The organism is Peptacetobacter hiranonis (assembly GCF_008151785.1).
In the GTDB taxonomy this organism is placed as follows: domain Bacteria; phylum Bacillota; class Clostridia; order Peptostreptococcales; family Peptostreptococcaceae; genus Peptacetobacter; species Peptacetobacter hiranonis.
In genome coordinates this window covers 1,868,016-1,884,029 of sequence record NZ_CP036523.1, presented here as the reverse complement: position 1 = coordinate 1,884,029, position 16,014 = coordinate 1,868,016, and the positions used below count along the sequence as shown (strand labels likewise).

At 31.3% G+C, this 16,014-nt stretch carries 13 protein-coding genes and 1 pseudogene; all 14 read left to right on the top strand.

The genetic code is table 11. The features are described 5' to 3' along the window. Positions 1-24 precede the first annotated feature (24 nt). The 14 genes and pseudogenes from KGNDJEFE_RS08855 to KGNDJEFE_RS08795 all read left to right on the top strand — a co-directional run bounded on the left by KGNDJEFE_RS08855 (position 25) and on the right by KGNDJEFE_RS08795 (position 15,978). Entirely contained in the window at positions 25-1,530 is a 1,506-nt protein-coding gene (locus KGNDJEFE_RS08855) for a 4Fe-4S dicluster domain-containing protein (RefSeq protein ID WP_006439057.1), read from the top strand. A 375-nt stretch (positions 1,531-1,905) separates the two neighbouring features. After that, the gene (locus KGNDJEFE_RS08850; RefSeq protein WP_006439058.1) at positions 1,906-3,414 is read left to right on the top strand and encodes a DUF1846 domain-containing protein; all 1,509 of its coding nucleotides are present in this window, start codon (positions 1,906-1,908) and stop codon (positions 3,412-3,414) included. Between the two features lie 167 nt (positions 3,415-3,581). After that, positions 3,582-4,562, top strand: coding sequence for a DNA polymerase IV (gene dinB / locus KGNDJEFE_RS08845; protein ID WP_006439059.1), 981 nt, complete (start codon positions 3,582-3,584; stop codon positions 4,560-4,562). Between the two features lie 247 nt (positions 4,563-4,809). After that, positions 4,810-6,177: an MATE family efflux transporter gene (locus KGNDJEFE_RS08840; protein ID WP_006439060.1), complete on the top strand. Its 1,368-nt coding sequence runs from the start codon at positions 4,810-4,812 to the stop codon at positions 6,175-6,177. A 143-nt stretch (positions 6,178-6,320) separates the two neighbouring features. Next, on the top strand, positions 6,321-7,592 hold the full coding sequence (locus KGNDJEFE_RS08835) for a 30S ribosomal protein S1 (protein WP_006439061.1): 1,272 nt from the start codon (positions 6,321-6,323) through the stop codon (positions 7,590-7,592). Between the two features lie 143 nt (positions 7,593-7,735). After that, the gene (locus KGNDJEFE_RS08830; protein WP_006439062.1) at positions 7,736-8,455 is read left to right on the top strand and encodes a phosphatase; all 720 of its coding nucleotides are present in this window, start codon (positions 7,736-7,738) and stop codon (positions 8,453-8,455) included. A 32-nt stretch (positions 8,456-8,487) separates the two neighbouring features. Then, a complete protein-coding gene (locus KGNDJEFE_RS08825; RefSeq protein WP_006439063.1) occupies positions 8,488-9,228 on the top strand; it encodes a hypothetical protein in 741 nt (246 codons plus the stop codon). A gap of 11 nt (positions 9,229-9,239) precedes the next feature. Further along, on the top strand, positions 9,240-9,785 hold the full coding sequence (locus tag KGNDJEFE_RS08820) for a PaaI family thioesterase (RefSeq protein WP_006439064.1): 546 nt from the start codon (positions 9,240-9,242) through the stop codon (positions 9,783-9,785). A gap of 11 nt (positions 9,786-9,796) precedes the next feature. After that, positions 9,797-11,767, top strand: coding sequence for a YgiQ family radical SAM protein (locus tag KGNDJEFE_RS08815; protein WP_148881836.1), 1,971 nt, complete (start codon positions 9,797-9,799; stop codon positions 11,765-11,767). 15 nt (positions 11,768-11,782) lie between these two features. Then, entirely contained in the window at positions 11,783-12,268 is a 486-nt protein-coding gene (gene ybaK / locus KGNDJEFE_RS08810) for a Cys-tRNA(Pro) deacylase (protein WP_006439066.1), read from the top strand. Positions 12,269-12,335: 67 nt separating this feature from the next. Then, entirely contained in the window at positions 12,336-13,175 is an 840-nt protein-coding gene (locus KGNDJEFE_RS08805; protein ID WP_006439067.1) for a fumarate hydratase, read from the top strand. Positions 13,176-13,186: 11 nt separating this feature from the next. Continuing rightward, a pseudogene (locus tag KGNDJEFE_RS11975) lies at positions 13,187-13,729 on the top strand (Fe-S-containing hydro-lyase); the annotation flags it as partial. Continuing rightward, entirely contained in the window at positions 13,724-14,905 is a 1,182-nt protein-coding gene (locus tag KGNDJEFE_RS08800; protein ID WP_040410271.1) for an NAD(P)-dependent malic enzyme, read from the top strand. The pseudogene KGNDJEFE_RS11975 and the gene KGNDJEFE_RS08800, both read left to right, overlap by 6 nt. Before the next feature lie 227 nt (positions 14,906-15,132). Beyond that, on the top strand, positions 15,133-15,978 hold the full coding sequence (locus KGNDJEFE_RS08795; RefSeq protein ID WP_006439069.1) for a tRNA 2-thiocytidine(32) synthetase TtcA: 846 nt from the start codon (positions 15,133-15,135) through the stop codon (positions 15,976-15,978). The last annotated feature ends 36 nt before the right edge of the window (positions 15,979-16,014 follow it).

The window sequence follows — 16,014 nt, the reverse complement described above, 5'->3', positions numbered from 1 at the left end:
AAGTTAAAAAAGGGGTGTATATTAATGCTTCAATTTGAAACGCAATTAAAAAAACTTAAACATGAGGTATTAGTAGAAGTAGTAAAACTAGCGAGAGAAAACAACATAACAAAGAAGGAATTAGATAAAATACCTTATAAAATAATCCAGGGGGATAAGGCTAGATACAGATGTTGTGTATATAAGGAAAGAGAAGTTGTAGCTGAAAGAGCTAGAATCGCATTAGACTTAAATCCAAATGGTGAAAATAAAAAAGTAAATACAGAAAAAATAAACATAAAAGATGGGGAACAGATAATTTACGTATTAGAAGCAGCTTGCGATAGCTGTCCGATAAATGATTTTACAGTAACTGATTTATGTAGAGGTTGTCTTGCTCATAGATGTAAAGAATCTTGTAAGTTTGGAGCGATATCATATATAAATGGTAGAGCATATATAGATCAGGATAAATGTAAATCTTGTGGAGCTTGTAAAAAAGCATGTCAGTACGATGCAATTTCTGAAATGATTAGACCTTGTAAGTCAGTATGTCCTACAGGGGCACTTGATATAAATAAAGATACTTCAAAAGCGATAATACATGAAGAAAAATGTGTAAACTGTGGTGCATGTATGTCAGCATGTCCATTTGGAGCTATATCAGATAGAAGCCTTATAGCACCAGTAGCAAGACTATTAGAAAAGAAAGAAAAAAATATATATGCTATAGTTGCACCAGCTATAACAGGTCAGGTGCCAGCTATAATAACTTATGGTCAGGTAAAAAATGCTATAAAATCACTAGGTTTTAAAGATATGTACGAAGCTGCCTGTGGAGCAGATGCTGTTACGGTTCATGAAGCAAATGAATTTGTTGAAAGAATGGAAGATGGTGCGAGTATAATGACAAACTCATGTTGTCCAGGATTTGTATCATATATAGATATAATGTTCCCAGATATGGCTGATAAAATATCTCATACAGTATCACCTATGATAGCAACAGGAAGATACATAAAAAATATGGATCCAGATTCTGTAGTAGTATTTATAGGGCCATGTACAGCTAAGAAAAAAGAAGCTTTTAGAAAAGATGTAGCTGGTGCTATTGATTATGTACTTACATTTGAAGAATTAATGGCTTTATTTGAAGGATTTGATATACACCTAGCAAAATGTCAGAATGAGGATACAGATGGTGCATCTATATTCGGTAGAGGGTTTGGTGCAGCAGGAGGTCTTACAAAAGCTATAGAAAACTATATAGCAGATAAAGGTGTCGATGTAGACTTTAAACCTGTTAAAGTATCTGGTGGAAAAGAAGCTAAGAAAGTATTAACGCTTTCTAAGGTTAATAAAGCTGGAGGAAACTTTATAGAAGGAATGATGTGTGAAGGCGGATGTATAAATGGTGCAGGTAAATTCATATCTATGCCAAAAGCAAAACCAGCATTTGATAAAAAGAATTCACAGTCTAGTATTAAAACAGTATTGTCTAATGAAGTATTAGAAGAATACGAAGATATAGATTTAGAAAGAAATTTATAGAAAATATAAAAAAGATGCGATTAATTTCGCATCTTTTTTATTTGTAATTATACCTTGGTCCGAATACTTTATATTAACAATGATTTGGTAGATTATTTTAAGTTTAATAAAAATATTTTCTGGGAAATAAATTTTTTGCTCAATTCATAAAAAAATCAAATTTAATTATTAAAAAAATGACTGTTTGGGGTATAAAAATTTAAATAAGAAAACAATGTCAAATTTTAATATCTATAATATATATAGATTGTATTGAATAAAGCTTAGGGAAATAATAAATGTATGTTGAAATGTAAATTTTTAAATTGTATAATATAAACTTGAATGGTAAATGTACGAACAAAATATTTGGTGAAAGAATGAGAGGTGCTTTATATGAAAATTGGTTTTGATCATGAGAAATATTTAAAGGAACAATCAAAATATATATTAGAGAGAGTAAATAATTTTGATAAATTATATCTTGAATTTGGTGGAAAGTTAATAGCGGATTTACATGCGAAGAGAGTTCTTCCAGGATTCGACGAAAATGCTAAAATAAAAGTTTTAAGCTATATGAAAGATTCTGTGGAAGTAGTTATATGTGTGTATGCTGGTGATATAGAAAGAAATAAAGTAAGAGGTGACTTCGGTACTACTTATGATATGGAAGTTCTTAGATTAATAGATGATTTAAGATCTTACGACTTAGATGTAAACAGTGTTGTAATAACTAGATACGAAGGACAGCCAGCAACTACAGTATTTATAAATAAATTAGAAAAAAGAGGAATAAAAGTATATAAACATGCACCTACAAAGGGATACCCTTCTGATGTAGATACTATAGTAAGTGAAGAAGGATTTGGAGCTAATCCATACATAGAAACTACAAAACCTATAGTAGTTATGACTGCTCCAGGACCAAACAGTGGTAAATTAGGAACTTGTTTAAGTCAGTTATATCATGAAAATAAAAGAGGAAATGAAGTTGGATATTCAAAATTTGAAACATTCCCAGTTTGGAATGTACCACTAAAACATCCTCTAAATATAGCTTACGAAGCAGCTACTGTAGATTTAAAGGACGTTAATATGATAGACTCATTCCACCTTGAAAAATACGGTGAAATGGCAGTAAACTACAATAGAGATTTAGAGTTATTCCCAGTTCTTAAAAAGATAATAGAAAAAATAACTGGAAAAGAATCTATGTTCCAGTCTCCAACTGATATGGGCGTAAATAGAGTTGGATTTGGAATAGTAGATGATGATGTAGTTAAAGAAGCATCTATACAGGAAATAATAAGAAGATACTTCAACACAGCTTGTGACTACAAAAAAGGACAGGTTGATAAAGCTGCACTACAGAGAATGAAGTTTATAATGGAAGAACTAGACTTAAAACCTGAAGATAGAAAAGTTGTTAATCCAGCTAGAGAATACAGTAGTGTATTAAAAGAAAAATGCGAAGATAAAAACGATATGTGTCCAGTAATGGCTATAGAATTAGAAGATGGAACAATACTTACAGGACGTGGTTCTGATTTAATGAATGCATCTGCTGCATTAATATTAAATGCTATAAAATATTTAGGAAATATACCTGATGAAATGCATTTAATATCAAGAACAATACTTGATCCAATAGTAGAATTAAAATCTCAGATATTATCTAGTAAAAATAATTCTTTAAGTTGTCAGGAAGTATTAGAAGCATTAAGTATATGTGCGGTAACAAATCCTAGTGCAGCTTATGCTCTTGGAAAAATATCTGAATTAAAAGGATGTCAGGCTCATTCAACAGTAATGATGACTAAAGATGATGAACAGACACTTAAAAAGATAGGAATAGATGTAACTTGCGATCCAGAATTCGCATCACAGAATCTATACTATATATAATTTAAAACTTAAATAGAAATATTAAACTGCTACGAATGTTTGTAGCAGTTTTTTTATGGAAAATTTATTTAAAAATAACAGAACATTTGTTTTGTATTTCCTTGTATCATTGTTTTAATTTTAGTATTATATTTTAATAGAAGATTAATTTTAAAAGGTGATAAGAGATGAAAAAAAGAAAAATTATTCATATAGATATGGATGCATTTTACGCCTCTATAGAGCAAAGAGATAACCCTTCTCTTAAAGGAAAGCCACTTGTAGTTGGAGGTTCTCCTCATGGTAGAGGAGTGGTTTCGACGTGCTCCTATGAAGCTAGAAAATATGGAATTCATTCTGCTATGCCATGTAAAGAAGCGTATATCAGGTGTCCTTATGCAGTGTTTGTAAGACCAAGATTTTATGTGTACAAGGAAGTATCAAATCAAATAAGAAATATATTTCATAGATATACTGATTTAGTAGAGCCATTGTCTTTAGATGAGGCGTTTTTAGATGTAACTGAAAATAAGAAAAAAATAAAAAGTGCAACAATAATAGCAAAATTGATAAAAGAAGATATAAAAAGAGAAACTGGGCTTACCGCATCTGCTGGTGTATCGTACAATAAATTTGTTGCAAAATTAGCATCGGATTATCAAAAGCCAAATGGATTAACTGTTATAACAGAGGACAATGTACAAGAGTTTTTGGATACACTTCCAGTTAAAAAATTCTTTGGAGTTGGAAAGGTAACAGAAAGAGTTCTAAAAAATAATGGTATAAATACAGGATACGATTTGAGAAATACTAGTCTAGAAAAATTAGAAAAAATATTCAAAAATAGAGGATTAGAGTTATACAATTTTGCTAGGGGAATAGACAATAGACCAGTAAATCCTACAAGAATAAGAAAATCTATAGGTGCAGAAACTACTCTTATAGAAAATAAGAACATAGATGATGCAGAAACTGTTATGATTTTAGATGAGCTTTGTGAAGAAGTTGCGGAAAGAATGGCAAAAGAGGATAAGGTAGCAAAAACAATAACTCTAAAGATAAAATTTGAAGATTTTAAAACTATAACAAGGAGTCTTAGTGTAAATGATTATATAAGAAATTATGATGATATTAGATTTTATGCGGCTGAGTTATTGACACATGTTTAGGATACTAGCAAAACGATAAGACTATTTGGTGTTACTGTATCTAATTTAGAAAAGGAAGCTTTTGAAGAGATAACATTATTTGATTATATAGATTAAATCTATTATATACTTTTATAATAATCTGTAATATGTTATCATAAAAGTTAGATTATTTTAGTGTCTAATAAATTAGATTAGACGAATTGAGTGTAAAAATACAATAATATAAAAAATATAAGGTTATCTAAAAAAGGAGAAAGGTGAAAAAATGGCGACTGAAAACAATCAGAATGAATTAGAAACCGGCAGTGTCGGTAAATTGTTATTTAAATTGGCTGCTCCTGCCATAGTTGCACAGCTTGTAAATGTTCTATACAACATAGTAGATAGAATGTTTATAGGAAGAATGGCAAATGGTGGCGTTGCAATGGCTGGGGTAGGACTTTCATTCCCAATTATAACATTAATAAGTGCATTTGCAGCGCTTATAGGTATGGGTGGTGGACCACTTGCAGCTATAAAAATGGGAGAAAAGGACAACGATGGAGCTGAAAAAATAATGGGTAATGCTGTTGCTGCATTAGCTGTTTTAGCTATTTTAATTACTTGTATATTCCAGGTTTATAAAGAGCCTATATTATGGATGTTTGGAGCAAGTAATAACACAATATCTTATGCAGTTGACTACATACAAATATATTTATCAGGAACTATATTTGTTATGATAGCACTTGGATTAAACCCATTTATAACAACTCAAGGATTCGCAAAAACAGGTATGATAACTGTGGCAATAGGAGCTGTTCTTAATATAGTACTAGATCCAATATTAATATTTGGACTTGGTATGGGAGTAAAAGGGGCAGCACTAGCTACTATAATATCTCAGGGAATATCAGCAATATGGGTATTAGTATTCCTTGCTGGTAAAAAAACTATCCTTAGAATAAGAATGAAAAACGTTAGAATAAATCCTAAGATAGTAGGTGGAATGATGGCATTAGGTGTATCTCCATTTATAATGCAGTCTACAGAAAGTTTAGTTTTAATTTCTTTAAATACAAAACTACAGATGTACGGTGGAGATATAGCAGTAGCAGCTATGACAGTTATGAGTAGTATAATGCAGATGATAACACTACCAATACTTGGAATAACTCAGGGAGCACAGCCAATAACATCATATAACTATGGTGCTAAAAACTTTGATAGGGTTAGAAAATCATTTAAACTTTGTCTAATAAGTTGTTTAGCATTTACACTAGTTGCGACATCAGCTTGTTTAATGTTCCCAGCATTCTTTGTAAAAATATTCAACTCAGATCCACAGTTAATAGAATTTACAAGTTGGGCTATGAGAATATACTTTGTAGGAATGTTAGTGTTTGGTATTCAGATAGCGTGTCAGCAGACTTTCTTAGCACTTGGAAAAGCAAAAATATCATTAATATTGGCTATGCTTAGAAAAATAATACTTTTAATACCATTAATATTTATACTACCTACATTTATGGAAGATAAATTATTTGCGGTACTATTAGCAGAACCAATAGCGGATATACTTGCAGTTACATCTACAGCTATATGTTTCTATAATTTCTATAAAAAGAATTTAAGTGAATGTAAAGCTAAGTAAATACTATATGTTTTTACAATATAAAATGTATTGATAAAAAATACAGATTAAAATCTAATAATATAATAAAAAATCAACAGAATGTAATAAAAAAATGGTATAATATTAAATATGAAAATTTTACTTGAAAGGGAGTTTCAAAAATGGCAGAATTAACTATGCAGGAAATGCTTGATCTTCAGGATCAGGAAATGAAAAAAATACAGATAGGTGCGACTATAACTGGAAAAGTAACATCAATAGATAACGAAGAAATAAAATTAGAACTAGAAGACTGTGCTGGATTTGAAGGTGTAGTTCCAGTATCAGAATTAAACTTAGAAAAAGGAAAATATGCAGACGAAGCTTACAAAGTTGGTGACGAAATAACTGGTGTTATAACTAACGTAAGACAGAAAGATACTACTGTAACAATATCTAAATTAAAAGCTGATAGCAAATTAGACTATGCTGAATTAAAAGAAGCTTTAGAAAACCACACAATATTAACATTAGTTGGAACAAAAGCTATAGATAGAGGTATATTTGCTACTTACAAAACACAGGAATTATTTATACCAATATCTCAGTTAGATACTAAATTCGTTCAGGATACTAAAAACTATGTAGGAAAATCTTTAGAAGTATATGTTAAAGAACTTGATGCTAGAAGAAATAGAGCTGTAGCTTCAAGAAGAGAAGTACTTCAGGAAAGATTAGATAAAGAAAGAGCAGAAAGAAATGCTAGAATAAAAGCTGAAAGAGAAGCAGAAAGAGCAAGAATAAGAGAAGAAAAAGCTGCAGAAAGAGCTAGAGTAAAAGCTGAAAAAGAAGCTATGTTTGATGCCCTTGAAGTTGGACAGAAAAAAGAAGGTAAAGTAACTAAAATAATGCAGTACGGAGCATTTGTTGATATCGGTGGAATAGAAGGTTTAGTTCACAGAAATAATCTTTCTTGGGACAGAGTAGAAAATGTAGAAGATTTCGTAACAGAAGGACAGGAAGTAGAAGTTTATGTTCTTAATATAGATCAGGAAAATAGAAAATTCGGTTTAGCATTAAAAGATATAAACAACGATCCTTGGAAAATAGCTTCTGAAGAAATATCTGTTGGAGATATAATAAATGTTGAAGTATTAAGAATAATAGAAAGTGGAGCATTTGTTAAAGTTAGAGAATCTGTAGAAGCTTACTTACCAATAAGCGAACTTAGTGAAGATAGAGTTCTTAAAGTTCAGAATGTAGTTAATGAAGGAGATGAAATAAAAGTTAAAGTAATCGAATTCAGTTACAAAAATAGAAGAATGAAAGTTTCTAAAGTAGAAGCTGAAAGAGAACCAGAAGAAGATATAAGTGAATATCTTGAAGTTGAAGACTCACTAGGAAGTCTTGGAGAATTATTCAAAGATAAATTTAAAGATTTAGATGTTGAATAATAATTACTAACAAATCGAGTGGTTTATAAGACTAAAAATAAATATTAAAATATGCAGGATTCTGCATTTGGAGAGATGATAAGGCTGCTTTGTATCCCGATACAGGATTAAGGCGGCCTTCTTTTATAGGAGGAAAATGATTTATGAAAAAAGCTATAATAGATATGCATACTCATACGGTTTTTGGTGGACATGCATATAGTACAGTTAAAGAAAATATAGATGAAGCAAATGAGGTAGGTCTTAAATTTTTAGGGCTATCTGAGCATGGAGTAAAGATGCCAGGTGGACCTCATGAGTATTTCTTCCACAATTTAAAGGTGATACCTAGACAAATTGGAATTGTGAAAATATTAAGAGGTATAGAGGCGAATATATTAGATTTTAATGGAAGAATAGATATATCAGATTATGATTTAAAAAAATTAGATTATGCAATAGCTAGTTTACATAATCCATGTATAGTTCCAGGGACTAAAGAAGAAAATACAAGAGCTCTTTTAAATGTTATGGAAAATCCATTTGTGAAAATAATAGGACATCCAGATGATGATAGATATCCAATAGACTACGAAGCAGTTGTAAAAAAAGCAGCTGAAAAAAATATTCTATTAGAAGTAAATAATACATCATTAAATCCTACTAGTTCAAGAAAGGGTGCTGATAAAAATTATGCAGAAATGTTTGAGTACTGTAAAAAATATAATACAAGAGTTATATTTGGATCAGATTCGCATATATGCTATTCAATCGGTAAATTTGATAACTGTGAGAAACTTATAAATGAATTAGAATTCCCTGAAGAATTAGTTATAAATTATTGGGAAGATCAGATTGTGGAATTTTTTGGGATAGACTTTTAGATAGTGACATATAGTGGTGCAGGAGTGAAATAATGCTTGAGAAGGTTTTGAGAAAAATAGGGAAAGAAAAAGTATTTTCTATAATAATCCTTGTTACAGTGATGATAAATATATTCTTCATAAGTAAAGAATATATTTCTTATGAATCTTTTTCAATAGATGGAAAAACATATAGATATATGGGGACACAGGATAATACATCTAAGATTAAATGTGAGGATGGAACAATTTACGAATTAACTGAAACTAGAAAAGTAGTGGATGAAATGGAAGATGAGGAGATGTACTTAACAGGGAGATATAATAGCGATTATGAGTTAAAAAAAGATGGAAATCAGGTCGCAACTTATATAAGTACTAACGATTCAAAAAATACAGTAGTTATGAAGCTATTTAATGGAAATAAGTTTGTAATGGACGATAGACTACATAATGAGCTTTTGAATTCAGCTGTTTCAATTTCTAAGGATAGTGGAGAATTAGAGTACAATTTTAAATATGATAGTAAGGTTCCGTTTGAATATAGATTTATAGAATCTGCAATAATGTATCATTCTAGAGAAATGAATATTATGAATGCGCAGAATATAGTTATTATACCGTTAGTAATGACATTTATAGGGGTAATACTTTTTGTATATCCAGAGGAAATATTTAGACTTAAAAAGAAATTTAGTGAAGGTATAATAGAATACACAATTGTGTTTATGATTAGAGTAATAGGAATTGTTTTTGTTGTTATGAGTATTTCAATGAATGCAATTACATTTTAATTGACGTGGAGATGATTTTTTTGAAGTATAAAGTTTTAAAGAAACAGAATATAGGAAGAAAATGTATAGTATGTGGTAATCAAAATGACTTGGGTTTAAAATCTAGTTTTTATGAATTAGAAAATGGAGAATTACTGTGTGTATGTCATACATTAAATGAGCACCAGAGCTATCCAGGAAGAGTTCATGGAGGAATATCTGCGGCATTACTTGATGAGACAATAGGTAGAGCTGTTAGTATAGGAAATGAAGATGTATGGGGAGTTACAGTATCTTTAGAATTAAAATATAAAAAGCCAGTGCCTACAGATGAAACAATTTATGTAATAGGAAGAATAGATAAAGAAAATAGAAGATTATTTGAAGGAACTGGAGAGATAATTCTTGAAAGTGGAGAAATTGCTGCTACAGCTCATGGTAAGTATATGAAAATGGATGTGGATAAAATTACAGACGGAAGCTTTTTCTCTGAGGAAGAATGGTTTGAAGATTCGGATGATGTTAAAGAAATAGAAATTCCAGATATTAAGGATAAAAAGAAACACGATAAGAAATAGGAGGTGATATGGTGGAAAATAAGTTTTTACCAATATGTAGAGAAGATATGCTAGAAAGAGGTTGGGAAGAGGTAGACTTTGCACTTGTTACAGGGGATGCGTATGTAGACCACCACAGTTTTGGAACAGCTATTATATCTAGGGTATTAGAAGATGCGGGTTACAAGATAGGTATAATATCGCAGCCAGATTGGAAAAAGAACGACGATTTCATGAAATTTGGAAGACCAAGACTTGGATTTTTAGTAAACTCGGGTAATATGGACTCTATGGTAAACCACTATTCTGTAAGTAAAAGGAGAAGAGATAAAGATTTATATTCTCCTGGTGGAAAAATGGGCAAAAGACCAGATAGAGCTGTAATAGTTTATTGTAATAAAATTAGAGAGATTTATGGAGATATTCCAGTTGTAATCGGTGGAATAGAAGCTAGTTTAAGAAGATTTTCTCACTATGACTATTGGAATGATAGAGTTAGAAATTCTATACTAGTAGATAGTGGAGCTGATTTATTAGTTTATGGAATGAGTGAAAAGCAAATAGTAGAGGTTGCAGATGCTTTAAATGATGGGTTTGATCCTAAGTATATAAGACATATAAATGGAACTTGCTATTTAGCTGACTCATTAGATGAAATATATGGAGATTATGTTGTAATACCTTCTCATGAGGAAACTATTGCGGATAAGAGAAAGTATGCAGAGGCATTTAAAGTTCAGTACGAGGAGCAGGATCCTATAAGAGGGAAAATTATAATTCAGCAACATGGTGATAAGTTCTTAGTTCAAAATGTACCTGAAAGACCTCTTACTAGAGAAGAGCTAGATAGGGTGTATGACCTTCCATATCAAAAGAATTATCATCCTATATATGAAAAAGATGGAGGAATACCAGCTATAAATGAAGTCAAATTTAGTATAGTCAGCAATAGAGGGTGCTTTGGAAGTTGTTCGTTCTGTGCGATAACGTTCCATCAGGGAAGAATGATTCAGAGTAGAAGTAAAGAATCTATAATAAGAGAAGCAAAAGAAATGACAAAAATGCCTGACTTTAAAGGTTATATTCACGATGTCGGTGGACCTACTGCAGATTTTAGAGAGCCAGCATGCAAGAAGCAGTTAAAGCATGGTACTTGTAAACATAGACAGTGTTTATATCCATCACCATGTAAAAATCTTAATGCAGACCACAGTGACTATATAGACTTACTTAGAAAAGTTAGAAGTATTGAAGGTGTTAAAAAGGTATTTGTAAGATCTGGTATAAGATATGATTTTGTTATGGCAGAAAAAAATGATAAGTTCTTAAATGAACTTATAAAATATCATGTAAGTGGACAGCTGAAGGTTGCTCCAGAACATATTTCTGAAAGAGTACTTGATTATATGCAGAAACCAGCTGGAAAAACTTACAACAGTTTTAGAAAGAAATTCTTTGATATAAATGAAAAATTAGGATTAAAACAGTACTTAATACCATATTTAATGTCTAGTCACCCAGGATGTGAACTAGATGATGCTATAGAATTGGCAGAATTCCTTAGAGATACACATTATCAGCCAGAACAGGTACAGGATTTCTACCCAACACCAGGGACTCTTTCTACAGCAATGTACTATACAGGACTTAATCCAATGGATATGAAAACTGTGTATATTCCAAAAGATAGACATGAAAAAGCTATGCAGAGAGCTCTTCTTCAGTTCTCAAATCCCAAAAATTATGACTTAGTACATGAAGCACTTGTAAAGGCTCATAGAGAGGATTTAATCGGATACGGCAGAAATTGTTTAATAAAACCAAGAAAAGGTGATTGGAGCTACGAAGAAAGAGGAAACTCTGGAGGAAAAGGTAAAAATTCTAAAGGTGGAAAATCTTCTTCAAGAGGAAAAGAAAATAATTCAAAAGGAAAATCGAATAGAGGAAGAGATAATAATAGAAAATCTAGTGGAAATTCTAAAGCTAGAAAAAAGAGAAGATAAAGGGTGATTATTAAAATGGCAAAAGCTAAGACAGTAAAAACTAATGCTATGAGAATATTAGATTCTAATAAAATAGACCATAAAGAACTTACTTATCCTGTGGATAAAGATCATGTAGATGGTGTCACAGTTGCACATAGTATAGGAAGAGATGAGAAAGAAGTATACAAGACTTTAGTTGCCCAGGGGCATAGCAAGGAATTTTTTGTATTTGTTATATCTGTAGCTGAATCTTTAGATATGAAAAAAGCGGCAAAAGCAGCTAAAGAAAAGAATATAGAAATGATTCATGTTAAGGACATAAATAAGGTTACTGGATATATAAGAGGGGGATGTTCTCCTATAGGTATGAAAAAACAGTATAAAACATTTGTAAATGATACGGCATTAGAACTTGAAACAATGATTGTAAGTGCAGGAAAAATAGGATATCAGGTAGAACTTGCTCCAAAAGATTTGGAAAAAGTTGTTGGTTGTGAGTTTATCGATATAATAAAATAAAAAGCTAAAATAAAGAAGAGATAGAGATTATAGTTTACCAGCGTTAATTTCTGAAAGAAGGGATAAAATGAGAAAAATAGACTCAAGAGTTATAACAGATGCCGTAAAGGATATGTGTATTGAGGCTGCTATATTTTTAGGAGACGATGTGAAAAATCGGATTAAAAAAAGTATAGAAACAGAAAAAAGTGAAACAGGTAAAAATATTTTAAATATTTTACTTGAAAATGCTGACAAAGCAGAGCAGAAAAATATTCCTATTTGCCAGGATACAGGTATGGCTGTATTTTTTGTTAAAGTGGGGCAAGATGTAATAGTAGAAGGAGAAACATTGACAGAAGCTATAAATAGAGGTGTATCTGAAGGGTATGCTGAAGGATATTTAAGAAAATCTGTAGTTTCTCCTATTGATAGAGTTAATACTAAAGATAATACTCCCGCTGTTATACATTACGATTTTATAAAGGGAGATAGGATAGAAATAGAATTTGCAGCAAAGGGATTTGGTAGCGAGAATATGAGTGCTCTTAAAATGTTAAAACCTTCTGATGGTATTGAGGGTATAAAGAAATTTGTTGTAGAAACAGTATCTCAAGCTGGTCCAAATCCATGCCCACCAACTGTTATTGGAGTTGGGATAGGTGGAACTATGGATAAATGCTGTGAAATAGCCAAAAAAGCTCTATTTAGAGAGTTAGGTCAGCATAATGAAGACGAAAGTATTGCGAAATTAGAAAAAGAAATACTAGAAGAAATAAATAATTTGGGAATAGGACCTCAGGGATTTGGAGGAAGTACAACTTCTCTAGGGGTAAATATAGAAACATATCCTACCCATATAGCTGGACTTCCAGTTGCGGTAAATGTAAATTGCCACGCATCAAGACATAAGAAAGCTATAATATAGGGGGGATTTAGATGAAAAAATTAGTAATGCCTGTATCTACTGAAGATATTTTAGATTTAAAAGTAGGCGAAATGGTTGAATTAAGAGGAGTTATTTACACAGGTAGAGATGCTGCACACAAAAGATTTATAAATGCTATTGAAAATGGGGAAGAGCTTCCATTTAACCCAGAAGGACAAGGTATATATTATGTTGGCCCTACACCATCAAAACCAGGAGAAGTAATAGGATCTGCTGGACCTACTACTAGCTATAGAATGGATGACTTAACTGTACCTCTACTTGAAAGAGGATTAAAGGTTATGATTGGAAAAGGAAAGAGATCTGAGAAGGTAGTAGAAGGTATGAAAAAATATAAGGCAGTCTATCTAGCTGCTATCGGCGGTGCAGGTGCATATATATCTGATTCTATAAAGGAATGTGAAGTAATAGCGTATGATGATTTAGGTGCAGAGGCTGTTAGAAAACTTAAAGTAGAGAACTTAAAGCTAACTGTAGCCATAGATTCTGAAGGAAATAATATCTACGAGGAAGGAAGAAATAAATTTATGAAAAAAGATTTTTCAGCATTATCATTAGAACTACATGAAAAAAACAGGGGAAAAGTACAGATGTCTAGTAAGATAGCTGTTAAGGATAGAGATGATTTATCAATAGCATATACTCCAGGTGTAGCTGCACCTTGTGTTAAAATACATGAAAATCCAGACGATGTTTATAAATATACATTAAAAGGAAATATGGTTGCAATAGTAAGCGATGGTAGTGCAGTTTTAGGACTTGGAGATATAGGTGCTTCTGCGGGGATACCTGTTATGGAAGGAAAAGCCATATTATTTAAGGAATTTGCTGGGGTTGAGGCATTTCCAATATGTTTAGATACTAATGATGTAGATGATATAGTTAGAACAGTTAAAAATATTGCGCCTGTATTTGGTGGAATAAACTTAGAAGATATATCAGCTCCAAGATGTTTTGAAATAGAAAGAAGATTAAAAGAAGAGCTAGATATACCAGTATTCCACGATGACCAGCATGGTACAGCGATAGTTGTATCTGCAGCGATTATAAACGCAACTAAGTTAATAGAAGGTAAAAATATAGAAGATTTAGAAGTTGTTATAAATGGAGCTGGTTCTGCAGGAATAGCAATAGCAAAAATGCTTCTAAATATGAATGTAAAGAATGTAATACTTTGTGATAGATTTGGAGCTATAACAGAGGATTATGAAGGTATAAATGAAGCTCAGCTTGAAATGGCTAGAGTTACAAATAAAAATAAAGAAAAAGGTCTATTAAAAGACGTTATAAAAGGCAAGGATGTTTTTGTAGGTGTTTCAAGACCAGGAATGCTTACAAAAGAGATGGTTAAGACTATGGGAGATAAACCTGTTATAATGGCAATGGCGAATCCTACACCTGAAATAATGCCTGATGAGGCTAAAGAAGGTGGAGCATTTATAGTTGGAACAGGAAGATCAGACTTCCCTAACCAGATAAACAATGTATTAGCATTCCCAGGAATATTCAGAGGTGCATTAGATGTAAGAGCAACTGACATTAATGAAGAAATGAAGGTTGCAGCTGCATATGCAATAGCAAACTCTGTTTCTGAAAATGAATTAAATACAGAGAATATACTACCAATGGCATTTGATAAGAATGTAGCTAAAAACGTAGCTGAAGCCGTAAAAAAAGCTGCTATAAAATCTGGAGTAGTAAGAAAATAAACTGAATAATTAAATTTAAAATTTTGTACACTATGCCAACCGTATGATAAATTAATCAAACGGTTGGCATTTTTTATTAAAAAATTGTAATAATATAAAAGAATTTCTAAAGAAAATATTACAATTTTCTACTATATTATGAAATTTGATAGAAGTGATAACTAAATGATTTATTTTGTGGTATTATATTATAATGAAGATTTTCATAGAAAGTTGAGGAGAAAAGTATGACGGCAACTGACAATTTACAGGTCAGACCACTTGAAGAGATAGAAAGATGTATTGTAAAAAGATATAAGAAGCATATATGGTCAAAGTTTTTAAAGGCTATAAATGATTATAAATTAATAAGTGATGGAGATAGAATTGCTGTAGCGATATCTGGTGGAAAAGATAGCTTGCTAATGGCAAAGATGTTTCAAGAACTTAAAAAGTATTCTAATATAGATTTTGAGTTAGTATTTTTAGCTATGGATCCTGGATATAGAGATGATATAAGGGTTAAGCTTGAAGAACTTTGCAAGTATTTAAATATTCCTGTTGAAATATTTGAGTCTGGTATTTTTAGAATAACTGATGAAATAGCTAGAGATAATCCTTGTTATATGTGCGCAAGGATGAGAAGAGGTGCTTTATACAATAAGGCCGAGGAGCTAGGATGTAATAAATTAGCACTGGGACATCACTACGACGATGTTATTGAAACAACTATGATGAATATTTTATGTTCTGGAAACTTTAAGACTATGCTTCCAAAGATAAAGTCATCAAAGAGTGGAGAAATGCAAATTATAAGACCTCTTTATTATATTAGAGAGGAATATATAAAGAGATTTGTTAGATATACAGGTATAGAACCACTTGATTGTGCTTGTACTGTTACATCTAAAAAATCTGGAAATAAGAGATATGAAATAAAGGAGCTAATTTCAAGTCTTACAGATAACTTTGATAATGTTGAAAAATCTATTTTTAAGGCAGCTCAAAACGTAAATATAGATTCTGTTTTGGGTTGGGAGAAAGATGGAGTAAAACACAGTTTTATGGAGGAATTTGAAGATATTAATGATTAGCTGTATTTGATTTATAGTTATAATTATTAGTGAGGT